Below are 24,469 nucleotides of genomic sequence, written 5' to 3'. Positions count from 1 at the left end.
GCAGCAATTTGTGAGGCCATTAATAAGCCATTGGCACCGTTATTAAACTTGAGTAATACATTGCCATCATCGTCTAATAACCTGCCCTCAACAACGCGATTAAGGTCGGCACATATTTGAGTGATCTCCAGATCTGCGATGTATTCTGCAAGGTGTGCGGCATGTGTGCCTATGTCGCCCATGCAACCACTTATACCACTTTTGGATGGGTCAGTACGCCATGCAGCCTGCTGGTTACCTTCTCTTTCAGAAGGTTGACTTAGCCAGCCCTGTGGATATTCCACACACACTTTTCTTATTTGTCCGAACTTTCCTTCTTTAACCATCTGACGGGCTTGTTTAACCATCGGATAGCCCGAGTAAGTATGGGTTAAACACAATAATAAGCCCGTTTCCTGCACTTTTGCTTCAAGCAATTTTGCCTCTTCCAGCGTTAATGCAATTGGCTTATCGATAACAACATGAAAGCCATGGTCAAGTGCCATCATGGCCGGTTCAAAATGAGCGAAATTAGGTGTAACAATGCTTACAAACTGCATGCGTTGTGCTGCAGGAAGCTGTTGCTCTGCCTCAACCATCTCTTTATAACTGCCGTAATTTCTATCTTCAGGAATAAATAATTCCCTGCCAGAAGCTTTAGCCGTCTCCGGATTAGAACTTAGTGCGGCACAGCTGAGTTCAATCAGTCCGTCCATATTAGCGGCAATGCGGTGAACGGCACCGATGAAGGCATTTTTGCCTCCACCGATCATCCCCATTCTTATCTTTCCTGCAGCCATTAGATGTTGTGTTTTTTTAACTCACTCACAGCAAAATCAACTGCTCTTGCCGTTAAAGCCATATAGGTTAAGGAAGGATTCTGACACGCCGCTGAAGGCATACAAGAGCCATCTGTTACAAATACATTTTTCACTTCATGCATCTGGTTCCATTTATTCAAAACGGAGTTTTTAGGGTCATTACCCATTCTTGCTGTACCCATTTCATGAATGGCCATGCCGGGAGTAGAACCATTGTCGTAAACCTTAATGTCCTTCATTCCAGCAATTTCTAACATTTCAGCGGCATCGTTCATCATGTCTACGCGCATTTTTTGCTCATTTTCTTTAAATTCACAATCAATGGCTAAAACGTGCTGTCCCCATTTATCTTTTTTAGTTTTATCAATGTAGACGCGGTTTTCAAAATAAGGTAAAGACTCACCAAAACCTCCAAGTCCCATGTTCCATGCACCCGGAGTAGTCATTTGATCTTTAAACTCACCACCGAAAGCCATTTCAGCTACATCAGCATGCCAGTTGCCGCGTGTAGCGCTACCCTGGTAACCAAAGCCTCTTACATAATCACGTTTATCATTGCCAATGTTTCTGTACCTTGGGATATAAATCCCATTTGCACGTCTGCCATAAGTGTATTTATCGTCAAAGCCTTCTGCTCTTCCTGAAGCACCACAACGGAAATGGTGATCCATCAGGTTGTGGCCAAGCTGACCGCTGCCATTACCTAAGCCATCAGGGAACTCCGCTGAAGTAGAGTTTAACAACAAGAAAGTTGAACCTAAGGTTGAACCATTAACGAACACTATTTTAGCATAGTATTCTATGTTTTCATTAGTTTCTGAATCGATGACTAATACACCGGTCGCTTTTTGTGTTTCCTTATCATATAAAATCTGGTTCACTAAAGAGAAAGGACGTACAGTTAAATTACCAGTAGCCATTGCTGCCGGAAGGGTAGAGGACTGGGTGCTGAAATATGCACCAAAAGGACAGCCTCTGCTACATAAATTACGGTATTGACATTTACCACGGCCGCCATGTTCCACTGTTAAGTTAGCTACACGGCCGATAGTCATGATCCTGGATTTCTTCCAGTTATCTTCAACACGTTTCTTCATGGATTTTTCCACACAGTTCATTTCCATAGGAGGAAGAAACTGCCCATCAGGAAAATGTGGGAAATTTTCCGCCTGCCCACTGATACCGGCAAACTTTTCTACGTAATCATACCATGGGGCGATATCCTTAGTACGAATAGGCCAATCATTTCCGTGACCATCTTTAGCGTTTTCTTCAAAATTTAAATCGCTTAAGCGGTAACTTTGACGGCCCCACATCAGTGATTTACCACCTACATGGAAACCACGGTACCAGTCAAAACGCTTAACTTCTGTATAAGGGCATTCAAGGTCATTTACCCAGAAGCTTTCGTTGTACTCCTGATAGGGGTAATCTCTTTTTTGAACAGGGTGAGTTTTCTTTTGCTCTTCGGTTAAACGACCCCGATGCTCAAATTCCCATGGCTTTTTCATTGCCGTGGTATAGTCTTTTATATGTTCAATGTTTCTGCCTCTTTCCAGCATTAAAACTTTTAGACCTTTTTCGGTAAGCTCTTTTGCTGCCCATCCACCACTGATGCCTGATCCGACAACAATGGCGTCATAAGTGTTCTGTGCTGTAGCTTTTGTATTTAAATTACTCATGGTTCTTTTTCTTTTTTAGGAAGCCCAAACTTTTTGACCTGGTTTTAAATCTACACAGCCATCATAACGGCCAGGAATGTCAACATATGTATAGGCCTGTGTAGCCCCAATTTCAGAGGTGAAATAGCCTAGTAAAGTTAAATCACGCATAATGGCAAAAAATAATGGCTTTCCAGGAGGCGTTTGTTTTGCATTCATAGGTTTGCCGGCTTCTTCTTTTTCCGATTTTTTAACGATTTTATTTTCGGCGGCTATTCTTTCTTCTTCACTTTTGTCTTTTTCTTTCTTTTTCTCGGCAACGGCTTCATCCCTTAATTTGCCTAACAATTGTTCTCTCTCTTTTACTGAAATTTTCAAAAATGAGTTGCCAAATTCCTTTTTAGACTTTTCTTCAAGATCCTCCAAACCCTTTACAAACACTTTTTGAGCATCTTCAGGATAACAATCTTTAACCATCATTGGAATCCATTCTCCTACGCCTGCCGCTTTAGCGCCTGGTGTGCTGGTTGTTGGAATTATGATGTCGGCAATTTCTGTGATTAATAATTTCTGATCTGCGGAGAATAAGTCTGCATTGTCTTTGTTTCCTGAGGGACCGCAACCTTCCAGAAATACACCAATGGTGGTGGCAGATAGTGCTCCTCCTAATAAGAAAGCAACACTTTTCACTGCATCTCTTCTATCCATAATAATTTATCTTTGGTTTTTATTTAGGTTTTTGTTTCGAATTTTAATCATCTAAAATAACAAAAAGACAACGCAATGTGCATTATTTCAATAAAATGATTTCTGTTTATATTCATTTTGTTACCTGAATAAAATATCCTTCAAATTTTTACCTTTGCGCAAACATATTTTGAATGGGTGAGAGAATAATTGTACTAGGTTCTAACGGACAGATTGGTACAGAGTTAGTTACTGCTTTAAGAAGAAGCTATGGTGAAAATAATGTAATTGCCTGTGATATACGGAGGCCTGATTATGATATCAAGAATTCCGGACCTTTTGAATTTGTAAATGTGCTGGAGAAAGATACTTTAAACGGTTTATTTCAGAAGTATAAGCCTACGCAGGTGTATTTGCTTGCCGCTTTATTATCTGCAACAGGGGAACAAAACCCTAAACTGGCATGGGATCTAAATATGAACGGCCTGTTAAATATTCTGGATTTAGCGTTAATTTACAAAACGGCAAAAGTGTACTGGCCAAGCTCTATAGCTGTTTTTGGTCCAGGATCACCAAAGGTGGATACACCACAGTCTTGTGTAATGGATCCTAATACTGTGTATGGAATCAGTAAACTTGCAGGTGAAAGGTGGTGTGAATATTATCATCAGAAATTCGGTTTAGATGTGCGGAGTATCCGTTACCCCGGACTAATCAGTTGGAAAGCTGCCCCAGGTGGTGGTACTACAGACTATGCCATTCACATCTTTCATGAAGCGTTAAAAAAAGGTAGTTATGCTTCATTTTTATCGGCAGAAACTGAATTGCCTATGATGTACATGGATGATGCTATTCGCGGAACTATTGCCCTGATGGATGCTGAAGCCAGTAAAATCAGTATTCGTTCTAGTTATAATTTTGCAGGCGTGAGCTTTACACCAGAAGTTTTAGCAGCAGAAATCAGGAAATATATACCGGAATTTAAATTAACTTACACTGAAAATGATCCGCGCCAACTGATCGCAAATAGTTGGCCTAAATCTATAAATGATAGCTTTGCGGCAAAAGATTGGGGTTGGAAACCAGCGTTTGATCTGGCAAAAATGACCGAAGACATGTTGCAAAACTTAAAAAATAATAAGTAAATAAAACTTATCACCACTATGGGAAGAGCATTCGAGTTTAGAAAAGAAAGAAAATTTAAACGTTGGGCAAAAATGGCCGTTCAATTTACCCGTATAGGTAAAGAGATTGTAATGGCGGTAAAAGATAATGGTCCGAATCCTGAAACCAATTCACGGTTACGTACCGCTATTCAGAATTCCAAGGCTGTAAATATGCCAAAGCATACGGTAGATGCAGCGATTAAAAGAGCCTCTAACAAAGATGAAAACGGTTACGAAGAGTTTGTCTATGAGGGATATGCACAACATGGCGTTGCCATTTTAATTGAGACGGCTACTGATAATACCAACAGAACGGTTGCTAATGTGCGCAGCTACTTCAATAAAACAGGCGGTACTTTAGGGAAAACAGGATCCTTAGATTTTATTTTCAACCGCAAGTCTATCTTTAGGTTTTTACCTGGAGAAAAGGACCTTGAGGAGCTGGAATTTGAATTGATTGATGCTGGTTTAGAGGAATTATATGTAGAGGCAGATGAGGAAGGAAACGACGTCGCTGTGGTACAAACGGCCTTTGAAGATTTCGGTAAAATGCAAAAAGCACTGGAAGAATTAGGTGTAGAGTTGAAAAGTGCAAAATTAGAACGTATAGCTTTATCTACTATCGCAGTGACAGAAGAACAAGCTTTAGATGTGTTTAAGCTAATTGATAAATTAGAAGAAGATGATGATGTACAGGCTGTATATCATAACATGGAAGAGTAATTACTTCTGATGTGAAAATAACCAGGGCAATAATTGTGGTTCAGCGAAAGCTGAATCCCAACTATTGTGGTTGGCATCAGGATAAAGCGTATACTTAACCTCCTTGCCAATAATCTTCAGCTGATCGGCAATTTGCTTGGAATATTCAAAGCTGACCACATCGTCTTTACCACCGTGGAATAGCCATAGAGGGGTATTCTTATATTTCTTTACATTTGCAATGTTATCTCCTCCGCAAATGCTAAACGCTGCGGCAAATGTATTGTGCTTGCGCCTCAGCAGTTCAAAGGTCCCCATTGCCCCCATGGATAAACCACCAACATATACCTGCTTTTTTTCAACATATGGTTTGTCCAAAAAATCATTTATCATACTGATTAAAGCATGCTGTGCCTGTGTAGGCTTCCCGCGCTTTTGGAAGTCAAAGCGTTTCTTTCCCTGCTCTGCAGAATTAATTTTAACGTTAGACCAATAGTCGTTTTTAGGGCATTGTGGGAACACTATAATCGCTGGAAACTTCTTTCTCACCTCCTGTCGAAGAAAAAAGACCCCGCCATGTGCCAGTTGTTCCTGGTTTCCATCGCCACGTTCTCCACTGCCGTGCAGAAAGAACACAATAGGATACTTCTTATGCTGATCGAAATTTTCTGGCCACAGTACCCGGTATGAAATTTTATCTTTCCCTTTTATAAAGCTGCCCTTATCGTATTTGCTGAAATCCTGGCTTTTGACTTTCGACCCACTCAGGATCATCAGAAATATTAAAATAAAGTGCGCTGTTTTCATTGGGGGTATTTATAATTTTAAAGTAACGGAGCTATGAGGAACATTAATGGAGCTGTATACGTGTTCTTTGTTTGGTTTATAATTCTAAAATAAATAACCTTTTTTGATTTTTCTTAGAATTCACCTAATTTATAATTATTTTGTTTTATTATTTCACAAGTGTAAATTTTGTTTCTGCCACATCCCTGGAGTTGGAACCTATATAAATTTTAAAGTCTCCGGGTTCTGCACCAAATTCTAGTGCCGCATTATAAAATTTCAAGTCTTCCGTACCTATGTTAAAATCAATCGTCTTTATTTCCCCTTTCTTTAAAAAGATCTTTTTGAAACCTTTAAGCTCTTTGACTGGGCGTGTAATAGAACCATAAATGTCCTGTATATAAAGCTGCACTACTTCATGTCCATCATATTTTCCTGTGTTTTTTACAGCAACACTGGCTGTGATTTGACCACCATTCTTCAGCCTGTTAGCACTCAATTTGATGGGTTGGTAGCTGAAAGTGGTATAACTGAGGCCATAGCCAAAAGGGTATAAGGGCTCATTCGGACTATCAAGGTAGCGTGATTTATATTTATCAAGAAAATCTCCCGCATAGGGGCGGCCTGTGCTTTTATGGTTGTAATACAGTGGTATCTGCCCCACATTACGTGGAAAGGTGGTTGTGAGTTTCCCTGAAGGGTTATAGTTCCCTATTAATACATCCGCAATAGCATTTCCTGCTTCTGTACCGGCAAACCATGTTTCCAGGATAGCGGTCACATTTTCTTCTTCCCAGACTAATGTCATCGGGCGACTGTTCATCAATACCAATACTACAGGTTTTCCCGTATTAACAACTGCTTTTAACAGGGCTTTTTGTTGTGGCAACAAATCCAGTTGGGTAAGGCTGGTGGCTTCTCCACCCATGATGGCACTTTCACCTAAAACTAACACCGCTACATCAGCATTTTTAGTCACCTTAACTGCTTCCTCAAGGAGTTGAGCAGGACTTTTTTGATCGGCAACAATCTCTGCACCATTATGGTTGAGCTGTTTCAATAATTCGGGATTGTCTACTAGATTGGCGCCTTTAGCATAGGTAATTTCCATTTCAGGTGCCACACTTTTTAGCCCTTCCAAAACAGTTACGGCTTGTTTCCAATCACCCGCAGCACTCCAATTTCCTATCAAATCTCTTTTTCGATCAGCCAGGGGACCAATTAAAGCAATCTTAGCATTCTTTTTCAAGGGTAGAACAGACCTGTTGTTTTTTAATAAGACCATAGACGCTTGAGCTATTAACCGTGCATCGGCCCTATTACCCGGAGTTAGAATATCCTCCCGGGCACGTTTTTCACTGACATATTTATAAGGGTCTGCAAAAAGACCTAATTTATATTTTGCTTGTAAAATACGTCGGCATGCGCTGTTGAGCGTATTCATGCTTACAGATTGATCTGCCAGTGCTTGTTGAGTAGTCTTTAAAAAACCTTCTCCCACCATATCCATGTCTACACCGGCATTCAGTGCCAGGGTGCTCACTGTTTTTAAATCACCCAGGCCATGGGCAATCATCTCTGGGATTCCGGTATAATCGGTAACCACAAAACCATCGAAAGCCCATTGATTGCGCAATACCGTAGTCATTAGCCATTTGTTTGCTGTTGCAGGAATGCCGTTGACATCATTAAAAGCAGCCATCACTGAGCCTGCACCTGCCTCCACTGCTGCTTTATAAGGAGGGAAATATTCATTATACATCCTGTTCAGGCTCATGTCGGTGGTATTATAGTCTCTGCCGGCTTCTGCAGCACCGTACAGCGCAAAATGTTTTACACAGGCAAGAATGGCATCTTTGTTAGCTAATGAATTGGTTTGGTAACCTTTTACCATTGCCTTGGCAATTGCAGAACCTAGAAAAGGATCTTCACCAGCACCCTCCGCTATGCGTCCCCATCGGGGATCCCGCGCAATATCTACCATGGGTGAAAATGTCCAGCTCAACCCATCTGCACTTGCTTCTTTAGCGGCAATACGGGCACTTTTCTCGATCAGTTCCATATCCCAGCTGCTACTTAACCCCAGTGGAATAGGGAATATGGTTTTATGGCCATGGATTACATCATAGCCAAACAACAAAGGAATTTTTAAACGGGAGGACTGCATGGCCAGGTCCTGCAGCTTTTTCACTGCCGAAGGGGTGTACGTATTGAAAACTCCACCCACTAAACCTTCTTTTATTTTCTGATCTACACCCTCGCTTAAAATGGGACCTGTAACATCAAAGCCAACAGAAGGGAGGTTAAGCTGCCCAACTTTCTCCGCTACTGTCATTTTCGACAGCAATTGATTAATGAATTTATTCATCTCTACAGTGTCTGCTGCAGGTTTTGAAGACTGTGCCGAAAGGTTGCTTGCGCTAAAAAGTGCAAGGACAAACCATAAAGATGTTGTTTTCATGTCGGATCATTTAAGTCTGGCTCTCCTTCCCAGAATATTTACCTATTTGAGGAGGTAAGGCTTTATTTCTTTTATCCAGATGGCGTAACCATCAGGTTTCATATGTAACATGTCATCCTGGAAAAGCTCTGGTCGGAGTTGATTGTTCTTCAGCATTTTACTGTTTACATCAACAAAGTTGGTATGGCTGTAATGTGTTAGAAATTCTTTAATTAACGTATTGGCATACGTCATTGTTTCTGCATATTTTGTTCTGGAAGGGCTATTTTTCATCGAAACATAGAGCACAGGAATTGCTGGGAACTTATTTCTGATATTAGTGAAAAAGGTGGCGAAGCGGCTTAAAGTTTCAAGGGCAGTAGTTCCCATGGCGATATCATTTTCGCCACTATAGATAACCACCTGTTTAGGTTGGTAAGGGTAAACAAGGTCTGCAATATAATAATTGGCCTGGGCCAGCGTAGATCCACCAAAACCCCTGTTGATGGCATTATATTCTTTAAAGACGGTTTCAAGGTCTTTCCAAAAAGTAAAGGAGGAACTGCCAACAAATAACACACCGTTTTTTGGGGGCATGGCTATACTGTCTTGCTTTTTGAATTTCTGAATATCATTCCAGAAAGCAGGTTTTGTTTGTGCAAAGGATGCCGTACTCCATAGTATAACGAAAACGATGGATAAATAGTAAGTGTGTCTTTTCATAGATATATTTAGTTTACCTTGATGATTTCAGAACGTTCTGAAGCGCCATTTTCATTGATGGCCACTATGCAAAAATAATAGGGTTTTTCTTTATCCATCCCCTTGTACCAATATTCATTGCTGTTATAAACCATAATGCTATTATAGAGTTTCTGAGGATCGATGCCCAAATATAGGTGATATGCATAAGCATTGTCAACATTATCCCACTTTATCCATGCACTTCTTTTATCTTTCTCCGTACGCAGAATGGTTAAGTTTTTAACTTTTAAAGGTTTTGGAATGTCACTGTTACCAAAAACCCTAAAGCCACTGATGGCAAACTTGCCGGTAGGCATATGAATATTCTCCAGTTTCAGCCACCTTGCCTTAATGGGTTCATCCAGTTCTATGTAATCGTGGGGTACATCCTGCTTATTTGTACTCTTATCCACTAACAGCTTCCAGTTTTCGCCGTCTATAGAAAGCCATAATTTATATTGATGATAGATACCTTGCTGTTTCCCTAAAAAGGTAACATCCTGATCAGCATAGTTGAGCTGTATGGCTCTTACGGTAGATATAGTGCCGAGGTCTGTTTGCAGCCACTCTCCTTTTTGACTGGTCGCCGCAGACCAATAGGTTTTAATGTCTTCATCTACGGCATTGTTGGCATGGTAGCCTCCTAAGGTGGAGGAAACCATCACCGGTTTATGATAGTTGAGTAACATCCAACCTGTAAAGCCACTTTTTAAATGATTAGTCGCCCGTTGAGGTAGATAGTGAGGATAATCGCCGAAAGCAGCGTCCATATACATTACATTATCTTTGTCAAAGCCCGCAGGCCACATACCTAGTCTTCTTTCAAAGTTGTTCTTCACAGAGATCACCATTGTTGCTACATGCCAGTAATTTCCCCATAGATCCTGAAAAGTTGCTCCATGACCGGCACCGCGGACAAAACCACCAGGTTTATAAGAGAAAGGGAGTGATTGTTGTTCAAAAGGGCCCAGAGGTGATTTTCCTACAGCAACACCATCTGCATAACCACTAAATTCTGTAGCAGGCGCACCAAACTGGAAGAAATACTTCCCTTTATGTTTATTCATCCAGGCACCTTCGGTAAAAGGATCTAGAAAAGTGTTGTCAAGGTATTCTCCAAAACGCTGCCAGCCAAACCTATCTGGATTTAACAACAACAATTCTTTCCTTGTGCCTATTGGGGCGAAAGTTTTCCTGTTTAGTTCTATACCATACAAAGGATAAACATTGCTGCTGCCATTATACATATATAACTTTCCATCCTCATCAATAAAATGGGCAGGATCCCATCCACCTATATCAAATTCATGTACCGCTTCTTTCCATTCATTAGCTTTTGGATTGGTACTTTGCCAAATAGGGAAATTTCTGGAATAGGTAGAACCAAAAACAAGCATTGTATCTCCTTGTACCCACACAGAGGGCGCACATAAATCGTCATACACTTTATGCTCCGGACGGAGGAAAGATTTAGAGATGAAATTCCAGTGATACAGGTCCTTGCTCCACCAATAACCCCATTGGTTAGTCGAAAACAGGTAATAGTCACCTTTATAAGTGACGATCACCGGATCTGCCGTTGCCCGGTGTTTACCCTGCTCCGCAAAATTCGGAATAGGGGTGTAGCCATAATCAAGGTTGATGGGGTTACAATAAGTAAGTTCTTTGTGCTGGGCATACCCTACAGATCCCAGTGCAACTGCCAGAGCCGTAAATACCATATGGAGAAGTTGCCTTAACATCTTATTGCGGTATAGCAGGACTGCTGAAGCCAAGCTTTTTTAGACCTTTTTGTACTTCAGGTATGCTCATAAAAAGTTTCCATAACAAAGCGCTGCGGTAGTTTTCAATCATCACAATAATGGGCCCCTGGTCAATGGCAAGGTGAGATTTGGCTACCCAATTGTGCTGATCGCTAAAAGCATCGGCAAAACCATATTCTGTCCATATTTGATTGCCTTTATCTTCATAAAAATGTCTTAAAGCCTGCATTGAGAATTCTGGGGTATAAGGAAAGGAAGAGAGGGCTGCAGTAGGACTAATAACACCTAAATCTTCTTCAGGTGAGTGGGCTGCATAGCCTTGCCAGCTATCACTTGCCGTTAAGCCCCAGCAATTAGCGCCATAACCCTTATACTTCTTTGGATTTTCAATACAGTAAGCCCTGTTAATTAACGTATGTGCTTTATTCTGTTCAAAATAGTTTGCATACTGATCTTTCAATCCCCGTGGGTCAAGTCCTAAAAAAGAATAGTGAGCGAAAAACAGGGGGCCACCAAAATTAAAACCCAGGGGCAAGGTAATGCCATTATACTTGCGTCCATTGCGGAAATTCTCACTATTTGCCCAGCCCTGCGTATAAACTCTTTTGTCGATGCCAAACCGGGGAGAGGAAGCTGCCAATACATAAGTGATTAAACATTCATTCCATCCCCTAATGGGGTGGTTCATGCTCCAGTCATTATTCGGACTCCAATGCCAATATAAAACATCTTTATTTTGGGTAAACCAGTTCCATTCTATGCTTTCCCATAACCAGGTTATTTTATTCCTGATCGCTTTTTCTGTTTCGTTGTCAGCAGTATAATATTGCCGAGCCGTTAAAAGCCCCTGGAATAAAAAGGCCGTTTCCACTATATCTGCACCATCATCCTTTAAGCTGAAACGGATGACTTTGCCGGTTTCACCATTCAGCCAATGTGGAAAGGCACCATGGAATAAATCTGCTTTCCATAAGAAGTCTACAATTTTCTTAGTGCGCAGGGCTGCATCTGCCCGGCTGATAAACTTTCTTTCCGCAGCAACAATAATGGCCATGATACCAAATCCAGTACCTCCAATGGTTACAACCTCGGCACCATAATCAAAAGACTTGTTGCTGCGTTCCCTTGCCATGCCACTCACAGGATGTGCATAATCCCAGAAATAGCGGAATGTTTGCTTTTGTAACAGGTCAAGTAACTGCTCGTCGCTAAGGTTTTTTCTGATCTTCAACTCAGCAGGTATGCGGGTGCCCTTGGCGCTTTGTCCGCTGGCTGTAAATAAGCATAACAGTAAAGCGGAAATCAAAATAAATAGAGGCAACCATTTCTGCTGTATCATATCAATGGATTAAATTAATATCCGGGATTTTGTGTCAACACGCCACCGCTAAGGTCAATTTCAGTTTGAGGAATAGGCCAAACTTCGTTTCTGTTGGCCCTCCAGCCTTTAGGGCCGAATACTTCCTCGCCTCTTCCCTGGCGGATAACATCAAAATATCGATCAAATTCCATGGCAAACTCATACCTTCTTTCTCTGTAGATCGCCTGTCTTAAGGTAGCCTGATCTGTTGTAGTTACCTGTGGTAAAATGTTGGCATTGCCTTGTCGGGCTCTTGCTCTCACCTGTTCCAGAGAAGATAGGGCTTGACCTGAATTTCCCAATTCATTAGCTGCTTCTGCGTTCATTAATAAAACGTCAGAATACCGTAGTATACGTACGTTTTGTTGTGCCCCTTCGTTGAAACGATCTACCCATAAAGAAAATGGGACGTATGACTTTTGGTTGTACATGGGGTTATCACCAACTGGTGGAATCAAATCTCCCTCTGGTGTAGTTTCTCCTCTAAATAAAATGGTAGCATCTCTTCTAGGGTCACCAGGTTCAAAGGCTGCGGCTAAATCTGCAGTAGGAACATTAAAACCCCAGCCACCACCTGGTGATCCACGTACCCCTTGAACTTGTGAATATTGTGAATTTGAAGCTGCTGTATTTCCCGGAACCAGGGCTGCCTGTATTTCAAAGACAGACTCAATGCTGTTTTCATTCTCCAGACGGAACACTTTTTCAAAGTCAGGTAATAAACCATATCCCATTCCCATCACCGTATTGGTGTAATTCAATACGTCATTCCATTTTTTTAAATACATGGCAACCTTTGCATGTAAAGTTAAGGCTGCACCTTTGGTTGCCCTGCCTTTGTCTGCCGCTGGATAGGTCTGTGGTAAAACGGCTGCCGCATCTGTAAGGTCTGTTTCAATTTGCGCATAAACTTCTTCTGTACTGGCTTGAGGAATATTATATTCTGTAATATCTTCCGGTGCATGTAAGCGCAAAGGTACTCTGCCAAAAGCACGCACCAATCTGAAGTAAGAAAATGCTCTTACAAATTTAGCTTCCCCCAGGTAGCGGGCCTTTAAGTCCTCATCCATCGTAATAGTTGGTACATTGTCTAAAACCTGGTTAGCATAATTAATATTTCTGTATTGGCCATTCCAAAATCCAGAAATATTGCCTTGTGCAGGGTCAATTTTAAACTGGTCAAAGTCAAGGAAAAATGTAGCATCGGTAGGACTACTTCCTTTTTCGGCATCATCAGAGCCCATACTCTCAATGGCAATGGCTGGAAAAGCGGTGTTTTCCCATGAACGCAAATTACCATAAATGGCATTTACACCTTTTGCTGCATCCTCTGCTGTAAGCCAGAACACATCCGAATTTTGACGACCTTGTTCTGGCACATCTAAAAAGCTCTTTTTACAGGAAGTGATCCCTACCAGGAAAATTAACATGCAGATGCGCATTAATCGAAATCCTCTATATTTTAAATAGTTGTTTTTCATAGCTTTAAAAGTTAAAAAGTGACATTGATGCCGAAGTTATAAGTGGCATACAAAGGGTATACATTGGCATCCATACCTCCATTCAAGGTGGTGTTAGATACTGCTGTTGTAATTTTCTCCGCAGGATCAACAGGTACTGGACCAACTTCCGGACTGAATCCTTTATAACTAAAGAGGTTAATTGCATTTTGCGCATTCACGTATACCCGGATCTTTTTGATTTTCCATCTTTCTAATAATCCTGTAGGAATATTGTAACCCACTTGAAAATTCCTGACCCTAAAATAAGATCCACTGGAAACGTAGAATGAATTAGGTGTAGAGTTGGCAGAGGAGCCAATATTAGCAGAAGGGTAGGTATTAGAAGTGCCCTCGCCATGCCAGCGGTTGTCATAAAAATCTTTAGTATAGTTTTCATTGCCAAAGCGGTAGGCAAGGTTGGAATTATAAACATCTACACCAGCGACTCCCTGAAAATCTATCGCCAGATCAAAGTTTTTATATTCGAAACTTGTATTTATCCCGTAGGTGAATTTCGGGTTTGGATTTCCTAAAACAACCTTATCTAAAGAGTTAATGGTTCCGTCATTATTTGTGTCCTGGTATTTAAAACCTCCTGGAGCGGCATCTGATTGCGTAGGGGAGTTGCTGATGTCTTCAGCGTTCTGAAAAATGCCAATTGTTCTGTAGCCAAAGAATTGTCCAATTGGTTCACCAGTAATGGTCCTTGTAGCTAAATAGCCATTGGTAACGCCAGTACTTCCCGCGTAAATTGGCGTATTTCCAGAGACTACATCAAGCACTTTATTGGTGTTGTAACCTATATTTCCACTAATCCGATAAGTTAATCCACCCTCACGAACGGAGGTCCAACCTATAGACAGTTCTGCACCTCTATTTTGTATATCTGCCTGGTTCCCTAAAATCTGGTTGTCTACTGTTCCTAAAGAACCAAGAATGGGTAAAGCAAAAATAGCCTGAGAGGTTTTTCTGTTATAGTAATCACCTTCAACACTCAACTTGTTGTCCAAAAAGGTAGCTTCAAAGCCTATATTAGTACCTATACCTTTTTCCCAAACAATGGAAGGTGGTACAAGTGTATTCTCACTGGCTCCAGTATACAGAACATCGTTAAAAATAGCGGCCAGATCTGCTGTCTGGGCAATTAATGCTTGCGTAGGATTGATAGGCACACTTGCATTACCCACCTTTCCCCAGCTACCTCTAATTTTTAAAGAGTTAAAAAAAGTCTGGTCTTTCATAAAGTCTTCTTCAGTAACTACCCATCCGGCACCTATGGAAGGGAAATATCCCCAAGTTTCATTACCGAAAAATTGCGAGGCCCCATCTATACGGAAAGAGGTATTTAGAAGATATTTGTTTTTGAAAGCATAATTTATCCTGGCAAAATAGGAGGCGAATTTAATCAGCGAGCCTTGGTCATTTACAAATCTGGAGGCTTCATCTCCAAGCCGTAAATATAAATCTGCGTCACTGTTAAAAGGTACATTATCTGCAGATGCATTAATGGAATAACTTTTATTGCTTTGTGCCGACTGGCCAATCAATGCCGTAATCATATGGTTATCCAGGAAGGTATTCTGATAAGTCAGCGTATTTTCAATAATCCAGTTTCTGGTCTCAACACGTTTTAAATCCAATTTACTGGTAGAGCTTCTTTGTACGTTGGTAGCTTCATAAATAGGGCTATAAGTTCGTGCTTCATCCTGCCCGAATTCAGCACCAAAACTTGTTCTGAACGTAAAATGGTCAGCGAATTTTAACTCCGCGAACACATTACCTGTGGCACGGTAACTTTGCGACCTCTGGTTGAAAAAATCAATCGTAACCTGGGGGTTATAGTTGGCTGCGTTTCCCAGATTCTGGTCAAAGGGGTCTCCATAACTACCATCTGCATTAAATACAGGGATAGAAGGTGCCGCCGTATACAATTGATGGAAAATGCTCAAAGGAATATCCCTTGATTTTGACCCTACACCAGTTACATTATAACCAATTTTCAAGTCTTTAAAAACCTGTATATCATTAGTCACCCTTGCTGTGTATCTTTTAAAGTTATTTGTTTTTACAATGCCATCCTGATCAAGATAGCCTAAGGAGACGTTATAATTGGATTTTTCCCCTCCACCATTTATGGAAATATTATGTGTAGTAACGAAAGCATTCTGGAGGATTTGCTTGTACCAGTTGGTTCCTTCTCCTAAAGAGCTTGGGTTCGCAAATAGTGGCGGTTGGTTATTTGTGGTATAAAGTTCATTGATCAGGGTAGCAAATTCTGTGGCATTGGCCATGTCTACCTGGTTGGTAACCTTTTGAAAGCCCACATAAGCATCGTAATTGATGGTTGTGGGGGCAGCAATCTGTCCTCTTCTTGTAGAAATGAGTACAACTCCATTTGCCGCCCTTATTCCATAAATGGATTGTGCTGAAGCATCTTTTAAAATACTGATCGTTTCAATGTCATTAGGGTTAAGGAAGTTAATGTCACTGTACCAAACCCCATCTACCACGTATAATGGAGCCTGGTTTCCATAAATAGTGCCTAGACCCCTGATCCTGATCTGTGGCGAAGAGCCTGGCGTACCCGTATTGGTGACAGATACACCAGCTACTTTTCCCTGTAAAGCACTCACTGGGTTTGTGGAGGCCTGTTTAGAAATTTCTGTACCTTTTATTGTGGTCACTGATCCTGTAACATCAATCTTTCTTTGCGTACCGTAACCCACTACCACCACTTGCTCTAATTGTTGTGCTGTGGCAGACAAAGAAATATTAAGCGTTGTTTGGTTGTTGACGGGGACTTCTTTTGTCTGATAACCAACAAAAGTGAATACTAGGGTACTGTTGGCGGGCGCCTTAATAGCATATCTGCCATTCGCGTCTGTTTGGGTGCCTGTGGTTGTACCCTTTACAATAATACTCACTGCAGGGATGGTCGTTTTATCCTGGGCATCCGTTACTAATCCATTAATTGTAATGTCTTGTGCCTGGGTTGTGCCAACAATTAGCAAAACTAAAATAGTCCCCCAAATAATTTTGGTAAAGTATCTTTTCATGATCATGCAGTTTTGTAAATGGTATAATAAATTTCCACTACAAAATCTGCTATTACAAATTTTACAACACTACATTAATACATCAGTATTGCAGAATCTTTATAATTAGAAACTAATCTAAACCTGAAAGGCTTTTTCTGTTTAAACACTATGCTGACCTAAACTTTTCAATTGCGAAAGGAATTTTTTCTGATAAAAATATTATGAAGTTCAGTGAAGAGCAGTGTAGTGATGTAGTAGTCGTTATAGCTCCAGTAAAAAGGCAACCAGGTTCTGGTCGTGTGGAACTTGAAGTTTTTTTCTCAGCCTGTACCTTCTTATTTCTACCCCACGAAGTGAGATGTTTAGTAAAGAAGCTATTTCTTTACTACTCATATTCATATGGAGAAAAGCACAGAGTTTTAAATCATTTGGAACGAGATGTGGATGCTGCTGTTTGATTTTTTTGAAGAAGTTTTCATGTGCTTCATTAAAGGTTTTCTCAAACAAGGTCCAATCCTGCTCATCATTACTAGCATCGTCAATCATTTTTAAAATCTTTCGATAACGTTCTTCAGGCAAGAGATTGCCATTAAGGTCTTTAAGTTGCCCTAGTTCAATACTAATCTTTTGCAGCAGTTCATTTTTATAAATCAAGCTTAAAGCAGAATTGGCAAGTTCTCTTTTTAAACTTGCCAATTCTGTTTGCAGTGCTTTAACCTGATCTGGAGAGATCGGCTTTTCTGATAAGGAGGGGTGTTTTTCCTGCTTGAAGTTATTTCTGAATGACCTTCTTTCAAACAGCCTATTTCCAACAATCAACAAAGTTATGAAGATGATTGTCATCCCCATAAGTTGAATATCGTCAGCTGGAACGGAAGCGGTAATTGGTTTCATTACATATTTACTGGCTGCGGAACTTTAACATAATAACCTGTGCCATCATATGGCCTTCTGCGTGGATTGGTCACACAAGCCTCCGAGCAACAGCCTAGTAAGGCTTCACCACAATCATCACATTGCGTAACATGCTCATTGCATTCCGGGTTAGCACAGTTGATCATCTTTGGCGTTGTTTTTCCACAGTTATAACATTTGGAAACTATAGTGGGATTTATAGAATTGACATCCACGGCAATTCTGTTATCGAATACATAACACTTCCCTTCAAAGTCCTGGCCTCCGGCTTCTTTACCATATTTGATAATGCCACCATGTAACTGGTAAACATCATTGAAGCCATGATGTAACAACAAAGCAGAGGCTTTCTCACATTTGATACCACCTGTACAGTAAGTAAGTACTTTCTTGTCTTTATATTGAGCAAGCTCATTGATTTTTTCAGGAAAGTCCCTGAAGTTTTCAATGTCTAAAGTGATGGCATTTTTAAAATGACCAAGGTTATGTTCGTAATTTGAACGTACATCAAGGATAATTACATCTTCCTGGTCAATCATTTTCTGAAATTCCTGAGGTTCCAGGTGTTTCCCTGTTTGCCTGTTAGGGTCAATGATATTGGGGTCTCTTAAGCCAGAATGTACAATTTCTGATTTATAACGACAGTGCATTTTAATAAAAGATGGTTCGGCTACATCATCAATCTTAAAATCAGTTTTGGCAAAGCGTTCATCTGCTTTAATAGCGGCCATATAAGCCTCACAAGCTTCTTTTGTGCCGGAAACAGTACCATTTAAGCCCTCTTCGGCAACAATGATTCGGCCCACCAAGCCAAGTGATTTACAAAAAATAAGGTGTTGTGCTGCGAATTGTTCAGCTTCTGCTATGGGACTATAGCAGTAATAAAGTAAAGTCTGGAATTTTTTCATAATTATTGATACCGTTGCATACAGCGTTTAATAACCGCAAAAATACGTTTTTTTCTTTTACCCGTTCAGCCTCTCTGCCATTTGTATACCCAGATCTCGTCATATAAACATAAAAACTTTTTACTATACAGCATGATGTTAGCTGTTAAAACCCATAAGAAATCCTGAAACCCTGTTGAACCTTTTTGTTGCCATCATAAGCAAATCCATAAGTAGCCCTGAAGATCAATCGCTGCAGGCCAAAATAAAACTCTTTGTAATTCTTTTTTAAGGGCTGCGTAAGGTAGCTTCCCCCCAAAACTTCTTCTAGCTTTAGCTTACGGATTAAAGGTACTTTATTCATGATCAGGCCGGCAAAATTATGCTCCAAATGAGCCTCTATATAGTGTCTGTCGGTGCTGTACTGGTAAAAATCAAGGAAACTAAACTTCCTGATGTCTGGTAGTGAGGTTAATGAATTGTTTCCCCTGAAATGTTTGCTTTCCGGATAATAAACCACATTGTTATTTAGAAATTTACCTGCACCAATAACAAAGGAAGAGTATCCCCACAGTCCTGCGCTAATTCTGTCTTTTTCTATTTCCAAACTAATCAAATCATAATCTACATCACTGCCAAAAGCATTTTTGATGCCTTTTTTATAAGTCAAACTGATTTTTGGAGCTTCCACTTCCTGGTAAATTTTTCCATCAGGACGGGTAATGTATTTCTGTCCTATGGTATAGCTCACATTTACAGTGGCGGTTAAAGCTTTGTAAGTGGGAAATAAAGGTGTTTCTACCAATGGTGTAAACGGGTTGTTTGAGGTGAATGCTGTATCCTTCTTGTTGATAATTTTGAAAGAAGAATTGTTAACCAGGTTTTTATTTTTGTGATAACCTAAAGAGATTGTGCCTTGTAAACCTCTGGCTAGCTCTCTTGATGTTCCTCCATTGAGGAAAGTCTGCTGATAAAATTTAGGATAATTCCTCTCAAAGAGCAGGGAGTTTAATGTGTTAGACAATAAATTCATCGTGCCGTAGTGGTTCAAATCATAGATGCCTGAACCAAAAGCCAGGTTAACATTTGCTTTATGTACGGGGTCATAATCGTAGCTTCCCGTTATATTTCCCGTTAAGGTCTTATTGGCAAATCCGTACCTTACCTCTGGCCTGATGGTATATTTTCTGTTGTACTCAAAATCTTTAGTATAGGTTATGCCATACCTAAATCCAAACCCTTCTACGGTATTATAAAATATCGCCTTTAACAGTGGGTCAAGTTTATAAGATTGTTTATTGTACCGGTCATTTATAGTATAATGTGTCAATAAAAATTTTGGGGTAGTAAATTTGTTGTTCGCCCGCTCTAATGAATCAAGGTAAAATTTAGATTCTTTTCTTCTGGCGATGCTGTCTTTCCTGGTGTAATTTGATTTTTCTTCCTCATTCAGCGGTATAGGTCTGGCAGCAGCCCAATAGGCATTGTCTTTAGTATTGGCATGTTCAGGAATTTTTAAGATCTCTCCTTTAAAATAATTTTCAGGAAAGTTTGGCCTCAGGTTATAGTTATTATAAACACCAAGGTAGTAACCGTCAAACTTAAAGCCCATGACGTTACCATTAAAAGTAAAGTTGATGTTTGACGGCATATAGGTGCTGTCTACTTTAATAAACTGCTGTGTTATATTCAGCGTATCAATAAGGTTGATACCGGTATTTTTAGTAAGGTATAATTCGGTGCCTTGAATTCTCCAGCTTTCATCAGCAATATAAATGATGCCACGAAATGCAGGGTCATGCTTACGGCGTGGCGTAACTTGAATCTTATTGATGTTTACCCCATTTTCTACAGTAACCCCTAATAATTTGTAGTGATAATAGAACATGGCGAAATCGGCAATAGGAGATACGAAACCCCTGGAACTCAATACATTTTCCAGCATAATGTTGTTATAGAAATTGATCTCCAGATCTGAGGCCTTGTTAAAACTAAAGGCATTGTTTCTTCCCGCCACTTTAGAAGCGATCATCTCCTCATGAATGTGATTTGGCCTTTTGCAATTGTAAATCGACTGTGATTCTGACTGGTAAAGAATTCCTCTTCTGTTGGTGTCAAGATCTAAGGTTTTTTGGATGTCTTTGCCGAAAAACTTTTTTGGAGCGCCTACAAGTTTTTGAACGCCTTTAATGTAAACATTACAGCTAAATTCCTTTACTTCATTCAAATGCTTTTTACGGTTGCGGATAGCATTTCTAATGATTTCATTAGCAAGATTTTTTCCCTTGCCACTAATACTTACTTCTTGCAGGTTATAGGTTTCAGGCACCAGTACTACATTCTGTACACGGTTGCTTTCCATCACGATTGCTTTCTCAACAGTTTTATAACCTATTGTTTTATAAACCACAGTAGAAATCCCCTTTTTAAGCTTTAACACATAATGACCATCTATATTTGCAGACGTACCATTGGTCGTATTTTTAATGTATATAGAAGTGAAGGGTATAATTTCTCCTTCCTGATCTTTAATGTGGCCGCTTAAAGTAAATTCTTGTGCGTAAACACTGCTTAAAACAATAAAGAGGCAAAAAAGCGTTAAGTAAATCTTTCTCATAGGTAACCTAAAAATATAAATATCACGTAATTTTTTTATTAAAAAGTATTTTTATGTTGCTGTTTTATAGGGCACAGAAATTAGAATGGGGTGATAAAGTGATAATTTCCTAACTTTGACTAACAATTGAATAAAAATGTATAAAACATTACAACCGATTCTTAAACAAGAACTAGACCAAATAGAGAAAGATGGCTTATTTAAAAGGGAAAGAATTATTGTTACACCTCAGGGTGCAGACATTAAAGTAAGTACCGGACAAGAAGTAGTCAATTTTTGTGCAAACAACTATCTTGGTTTATCTGCTGACCCAAGGGTTACGGAAGCAGCAAAAAAAGCAATTGATCAATATGGTTATGGCATGTCCTCGGTACGCTTTATTTGCGGCACCCAGGATGTACACAAAGAGCTGGAGGCTAAACTTTCCACCTTTTTAGGTACCGAAGATACTATTTTATATGCTGCTGCCTTTGATGCTAATGGGGGTGTTTTTGAACCCTTGTTTAACGACCTTGATGCTATTATATCTGACGAGTTAAATCACGCTTCAATCATTGATGGTGTTCGCTTATGCAAAGCCAAACGCTTCCGTTATAAGCACAACAACATGGAAGACCTGGAAGAACAGCTGAAAGCAGCTGCGGGGTGCAGAAATAGAATTATTGTAACAGATGGTGCCTTTTCTATGGATGGAACCATCGCTCAATTAGATAAAATCTGTGACCTTGCTGATCAATATGAAGCATTAGTGATGATTGATGAATCGCACTGTACAGGTTTTATGGGTAAAAATGGGCGTGGTACACACGAGCATTGTGGTGTTATCGACCGTGTTGATATCATTACCGGAACCTTAGGGAAAGCTTTAGGTGGTGCTTCGGGCGGTTTTACAGCAGGTAAAAAGGAAATTATCGATATGCTGCGTCAACGTTCAAGACCTTATTTGTTCTCCAACACCTTAGCTCCGGCAATTGCAGGTGCTTCAGTAGCTGTTTTAGATATGCTGAGTGAAACCACGGAGCTGCGCGACCAACTGGAAAGCAATACTTTATATTTCCGTGAGCAAATGACTGCTGCAGGTTTTGATATTCCTAAAGGTGTTCACCCTATTGTGCCTGTGATGTTATATGATGCTAAGTTGGCACAAACCTTTGCGGCTAAAATGCTTGACGAAGGGATTTATGTCATCGGTTTTTATTATCCGGTGGTACCGCAGGGAAAAGCAAGAATCAGGGTGCAACTTTCTGCTGCCCATCAACAACATCATTTAGATAAAGCCATTGCTGCATTTACCAAAGTTGGTAAGGAACTGGGTGTTATTTAGCTTATATTTGCCGTCATGTTACAAGAGAAGATAACACAGTATACAGAAGAAATAAATGTTTTTTCAACCGCAAATGCGGATGAACTAGAACAATTCAGGATTAAATTCCTGGGTACTAAAGGCATCATCAAGGATATTTTTGATGAGTTTAAAGCTGTTTCTCCTGAAGAGAAAAGAACATTAGGAAAAGTCCTTAATGAGTTTAAACAACTTGCTGAGGCAAAATATACGAGCCTAAAAGAGCAGACTGAAGTAGAGGTTGCAGGAAAAGAAGCTGGCTTAGACCTTACCTTACCGGGTGAGGGCTTTGAAATTGGCTCCAGACATCCCCTTGCTTTAGTGAGAAGAGAGATCATTGATATTTTCAATAAACTGGGTTTCATCGTAGCTGAAGGACCGGAGATTGAAGACGACTGGCATAACTTTTCTGCTTTAAATTTCCCTGAAGAACATCCGGCAAGAGATATGCAGGATACTTTCTTTATCAAAAAGGGGGGCGCAAAAGGTGATATTGCTTTGCGTACACATACTTCTTCCGTACAGGTTAGAATGATGGAAACCGGTAAACCACCTTTCAGAGCTATTATGCCTGGCCGTGTTTACCGCAATGAAGCTATTTCTGCCCGTGCACATTGTTTCTTCCACCAGGTAGAGGGTTTATATGTTGATGAAAATGTGTCCTTTGCAGATTTAAAACAAACCCTTTTTTACTTTGTTCAGGAGTTGTATGGTGAGGGAACAAAAGTGCGTTTCCGTCCTTCATATTTCCCATTTACAGAGCCTTCTGCAGAAATGGATATCTCCTGCACCATTTGCAAAGGCGATGGTTGTCAGCTGTGTAAATATAGCGGTTGGGTAGAAATTTTAGGCTGCGGTATGGTAGACCCTAATGTTTTAGAAAATTGTAACATAGATTCTAAAAAATACAGTGGTTTTGCTTTTGGAATGGGCATAGAAAGAATTGCCAATTTAAAGTTTGAAATAAAGGACTTGCGTTTATTCTCAGAAAATGACGTCCGTTTCCTTAAACAATATAAGTCGTCATTAATTTAGTGACGAAAAATAAAGCTGTTTTATGTTTCCTCTTACCCTTCCTTTTTGGTTGTGCAAAAGAGGGAACATATATTCCTGATGTGGCTGTTAATTATTATATCACCATCCAGGAATTTAAAATTAAAGCAGTTAATAATGTGTTACTGGTGCCAAATCAAGGTGTGGCTGGTCTACTGATTGTCTCTACTGCATTCGGTTATAAAGTTTATGACCGCTGCAGTTCTATAAATCCAGAAAACAAGTGTAAAATAACACCAGATGAGGGCAGTTTAACTGCTACAGATCCTTGTACAGGCGCCAAATTTATGCTTACCGACGGCAGTCCGGCAAAGGCGCCTGCAGTTAAAAATCTGAAAGCTTACACCATTATACAAAGCTATCAGGAACTACATATAAGAAATTAATGGAACCAGAAAAAATTAAAGAGAGCATCCTAAGGTCTGCTAAAGAGTTATTTAGGAAATATGGCTATCATAAAACCAGTGTCAATGAAATTGCTAAAAAAGCACGCATTGCCAAAGCCACCATCTATAAATATTTCGATAGCAAGGAGCAAATTCTGGATGCCATTTTAATGAATTACCTGGATCTTAACCTCCATGAGATCTTAAAAAATAAAGCGCAGTTTGCAGATGAAGAAGAGCATTTAAAAGCTTTGGTCATGAAAACCTGCCGCTTAACCTATACCGTATGTAATGAATTTATTGGATGGGATTTTGTTAGGGAGAATGCCAATTCTCAGGAATTTTTAAAACATCTTTCAGATCAGCTGGAATCATTACTGCTTGCCGCTTACCTCAACTTAGATCATTTCAAAAATAATCCATCTCGTAAAGAAGGTCTTGCTTTTCTTTTAAAAGCCAGTAAAAGTATTGTCTTTTCTTTTGCCTTCACCTCTGTCAGCGATTCTGATGTCCGTAAGAACTTTGTGAGTTTCCAGAAAGAACTGCTTCCATTTCTCGTTAAAGCTGCTTTGTAATAATTACCATACCCTAACCGTTTTTGGTATAAATACCGCTATCTT

19 protein-coding genes are annotated in these 24,469 nt (G+C 40.0%); 6 read left to right on the top strand and 13 right to left on the bottom strand.

Features of this window, described 5'->3' with window-relative positions; genetic code table 11:
* From ACR2F7_RS13720 to ACR2F7_RS13710, 3 genes are all read right to left on the bottom strand, one after another.
* Window positions 1-779 (bottom strand): Gfo/Idh/MocA family protein (locus ACR2F7_RS13720; protein ID WP_432714124.1); only part of this gene is annotated, 779 nt, incomplete at its 3' end.
* The gene (locus ACR2F7_RS13715) at window positions 779-2,482 is read right to left on the bottom strand and encodes a GMC oxidoreductase (RefSeq protein ID WP_432714123.1); all 1,704 of its coding nucleotides are present in this window, start codon (window positions 2,480-2,482) and stop codon (window positions 779-781) included. The genes ACR2F7_RS13715 and ACR2F7_RS13720, both read right to left, overlap by 1 nt.
* 15 nt (window positions 2,483-2,497) lie before the next feature.
* On the bottom strand, window positions 2,498-3,169 hold the full coding sequence (locus tag ACR2F7_RS13710) for a gluconate 2-dehydrogenase subunit 3 family protein (protein WP_432714122.1): 672 nt from the start codon (window positions 3,167-3,169) through the stop codon (window positions 2,498-2,500).
* A gap of 173 nt (window positions 3,170-3,342) precedes the next feature.
* On the opposite strand from ACR2F7_RS13710, the gene ACR2F7_RS13705 reads away from it, so the two are divergent.
* Together ACR2F7_RS13705 and ACR2F7_RS13700 are read left to right on the top strand one after the other, a co-directional pair.
* Complete coding sequence (locus ACR2F7_RS13705) at window positions 3,343-4,293, top strand: NAD-dependent epimerase/dehydratase family protein (RefSeq protein ID WP_432714121.1); 951 nt, start codon at window positions 3,343-3,345, stop codon at window positions 4,291-4,293.
* 18 nt (window positions 4,294-4,311) lie between these two features.
* A complete protein-coding gene (locus ACR2F7_RS13700) occupies window positions 4,312-5,037 on the top strand; it encodes a YebC/PmpR family DNA-binding transcriptional regulator (RefSeq protein ID WP_432714120.1) in 726 nt (241 codons plus the stop codon).
* Here ACR2F7_RS13700 and ACR2F7_RS13695 read toward each other — a convergent pair whose 3' ends face one another.
* The 10 genes from ACR2F7_RS13695 to ACR2F7_RS13650 all read right to left on the bottom strand — a co-directional run bounded on the left by ACR2F7_RS13695 (window position 5,038) and on the right by ACR2F7_RS13650 (window position 21,068).
* Window positions 5,038-5,823, bottom strand: a complete 786-nt coding sequence (locus tag ACR2F7_RS13695; protein ID WP_432714119.1) for a prolyl oligopeptidase family serine peptidase — start codon at window positions 5,821-5,823, stop codon at window positions 5,038-5,040.
* 148 nt (window positions 5,824-5,971) lie between these two features.
* Window positions 5,972-8,263: a beta-glucosidase BglX gene (gene bglX / locus ACR2F7_RS13690; RefSeq protein WP_432714118.1), complete on the bottom strand. Its 2,292-nt coding sequence runs from the start codon at window positions 8,261-8,263 to the stop codon at window positions 5,972-5,974.
* Between the two features lie 42 nt (window positions 8,264-8,305).
* Window positions 8,306-8,965: a GDSL-type esterase/lipase family protein gene (locus tag ACR2F7_RS13685; protein ID WP_432714117.1), complete on the bottom strand. Its 660-nt coding sequence runs from the start codon at window positions 8,963-8,965 to the stop codon at window positions 8,306-8,308.
* An 8-nt stretch (window positions 8,966-8,973) separates the two neighbouring features.
* A complete protein-coding gene (locus tag ACR2F7_RS13680; RefSeq protein WP_432714116.1) occupies window positions 8,974-10,728 on the bottom strand; it encodes a family 43 glycosylhydrolase in 1,755 nt (584 codons plus the stop codon).
* A 1-nt stretch (window position 10,729) separates the two neighbouring features.
* Entirely contained in the window at window positions 10,730-12,088 is a 1,359-nt protein-coding gene (locus ACR2F7_RS13675) for a glucoamylase family protein (RefSeq protein ID WP_432714115.1), read from the bottom strand.
* Window positions 12,089-12,102: 14 nt separating this feature from the next.
* Window positions 12,103-13,590 carry a RagB/SusD family nutrient uptake outer membrane protein gene (locus ACR2F7_RS13670; RefSeq protein ID WP_432714114.1) on the bottom strand — a complete coding sequence of 496 codons (1,488 nt, stop codon included), beginning with the start codon at window positions 13,588-13,590 and terminating at the stop codon, window positions 12,103-12,105.
* 11 nt (window positions 13,591-13,601) lie between these two features.
* Window positions 13,602-16,667, bottom strand: a complete 3,066-nt coding sequence (locus ACR2F7_RS13665) for a SusC/RagA family TonB-linked outer membrane protein (RefSeq protein ID WP_432714113.1) — start codon at window positions 16,665-16,667, stop codon at window positions 13,602-13,604.
* 243 nt (window positions 16,668-16,910) lie between these two features.
* A complete protein-coding gene (locus ACR2F7_RS13660) occupies window positions 16,911-17,543 on the bottom strand; it encodes a helix-turn-helix transcriptional regulator (RefSeq protein ID WP_432714112.1) in 633 nt (210 codons plus the stop codon).
* Window positions 17,543-18,472 (bottom strand): rhodanese-related sulfurtransferase, encoded by a 930-nt coding sequence (locus tag ACR2F7_RS13655; RefSeq protein ID WP_432714111.1) that lies wholly within the window; start codon window positions 18,470-18,472, stop codon window positions 17,543-17,545. Before ACR2F7_RS13655 ends, ACR2F7_RS13660 begins: the two co-directional genes overlap by 1 nt.
* Before the next feature lie 145 nt (window positions 18,473-18,617).
* On the bottom strand, window positions 18,618-21,068 hold the full coding sequence (locus tag ACR2F7_RS13650) for a DUF5686 and carboxypeptidase regulatory-like domain-containing protein (protein ID WP_432714110.1): 2,451 nt from the start codon (window positions 21,066-21,068) through the stop codon (window positions 18,618-18,620).
* A gap of 136 nt (window positions 21,069-21,204) precedes the next feature.
* On the opposite strand from ACR2F7_RS13650, the gene kbl reads away from it, so the two are divergent.
* From kbl to ACR2F7_RS13630, 4 genes are read left to right on the top strand one after another with little or no spacing between them, the layout of a single operon-like run.
* Window positions 21,205-22,392, top strand: a complete 1,188-nt coding sequence (gene kbl / locus ACR2F7_RS13645; protein WP_432714109.1) for a glycine C-acetyltransferase — start codon at window positions 21,205-21,207, stop codon at window positions 22,390-22,392.
* A gap of 15 nt (window positions 22,393-22,407) precedes the next feature.
* Entirely contained in the window at window positions 22,408-23,445 is a 1,038-nt protein-coding gene (gene pheS / locus ACR2F7_RS13640) for a phenylalanine--tRNA ligase subunit alpha (protein ID WP_432714108.1), read from the top strand.
* Entirely contained in the window at window positions 23,445-23,849 is a 405-nt protein-coding gene (locus ACR2F7_RS13635) for a hypothetical protein (RefSeq protein WP_432714107.1), read from the top strand. Before pheS ends, ACR2F7_RS13635 begins: the two co-directional genes overlap by 1 nt.
* Entirely contained in the window at window positions 23,849-24,424 is a 576-nt protein-coding gene (locus tag ACR2F7_RS13630) for a TetR/AcrR family transcriptional regulator (protein WP_432714106.1), read from the top strand. Before ACR2F7_RS13635 ends, ACR2F7_RS13630 begins: the two co-directional genes overlap by 1 nt.
* Window positions 24,425-24,469: the final 45 nt, after the last annotated feature.

It is taken from the genome of Pedobacter sp., from assembly GCF_045628745.1.
Classification (GTDB): Bacteria; Bacteroidota; Bacteroidia; order Sphingobacteriales; family Sphingobacteriaceae; genus Pedobacter.
Note: the sequence above shows the minus strand (reverse complement) of the source record. Positions and strands in the feature narration are given on the sequence as shown.

What these genes read in the sequence shown, in the direction of transcription:
- ACR2F7_RS13715 (WP_432714123.1), bottom strand. Translation starts at nt 2,482, where the DNA reads ATGAGTAATTTAAATACAAAAGCTACAGCACAGAACACTTATGACGCC.
- ACR2F7_RS13710 (WP_432714122.1), bottom strand. Translation starts at nt 3,169, where the DNA reads ATGGATAGAAGAGATGCAGTGAAAAGTGTTGCTTTCTTATTAGGAGGA.
- ACR2F7_RS13705 (WP_432714121.1), top strand. Translation starts at nt 3,343, where the DNA reads ATGGGTGAGAGAATAATTGTACTAGGTTCTAACGGACAGATTGGTACA.
- ACR2F7_RS13700 (WP_432714120.1), top strand. Translation starts at nt 4,312, where the DNA reads ATGGGAAGAGCATTCGAGTTTAGAAAAGAAAGAAAATTTAAACGTTGG.
- ACR2F7_RS13695 (WP_432714119.1), bottom strand. Translation starts at nt 5,823, where the DNA reads ATGAAAACAGCGCACTTTATTTTAATATTTCTGATGATCCTGAGTGGG.
- bglX (WP_432714118.1), bottom strand. Translation starts at nt 8,263, where the DNA reads ATGAAAACAACATCTTTATGGTTTGTCCTTGCACTTTTTAGCGCAAGC.
- ACR2F7_RS13685 (WP_432714117.1), bottom strand. Translation starts at nt 8,965, where the DNA reads ATGAAAAGACACACTTACTATTTATCCATCGTTTTCGTTATACTATGG.
- ACR2F7_RS13680 (WP_432714116.1), bottom strand. Translation starts at nt 10,728, where the DNA reads ATGTTAAGGCAACTTCTCCATATGGTATTTACGGCTCTGGCAGTTGCA.
- ACR2F7_RS13675 (WP_432714115.1), bottom strand. Translation starts at nt 12,088, where the DNA reads ATGATACAGCAGAAATGGTTGCCTCTATTTATTTTGATTTCCGCTTTA.
- ACR2F7_RS13670 (WP_432714114.1), bottom strand. Translation starts at nt 13,590, where the DNA reads ATGAAAAACAACTATTTAAAATATAGAGGATTTCGATTAATGCGCATC.
- ACR2F7_RS13665 (WP_432714113.1), bottom strand. Translation starts at nt 16,667, where the DNA reads ATGAAAAGATACTTTACCAAAATTATTTGGGGGACTATTTTAGTTTTG.
- ACR2F7_RS13660 (WP_432714112.1), bottom strand. Translation starts at nt 17,543, where the DNA reads ATGAAACCAATTACCGCTTCCGTTCCAGCTGACGATATTCAACTTATG.
- ACR2F7_RS13655 (WP_432714111.1), bottom strand. Translation starts at nt 18,472, where the DNA reads ATGAAAAAATTCCAGACTTTACTTTATTACTGCTATAGTCCCATAGCA.
- ACR2F7_RS13650 (WP_432714110.1), bottom strand. Translation starts at nt 21,068, where the DNA reads ATGAGAAAGATTTACTTAACGCTTTTTTGCCTCTTTATTGTTTTAAGC.
- kbl (WP_432714109.1), top strand. Translation starts at nt 21,205, where the DNA reads ATGTATAAAACATTACAACCGATTCTTAAACAAGAACTAGACCAAATA.
- pheS (WP_432714108.1), top strand. Translation starts at nt 22,408, where the DNA reads ATGTTACAAGAGAAGATAACACAGTATACAGAAGAAATAAATGTTTTT.
- ACR2F7_RS13630 (WP_432714106.1), top strand. Translation starts at nt 23,849, where the DNA reads ATGGAACCAGAAAAAATTAAAGAGAGCATCCTAAGGTCTGCTAAAGAG.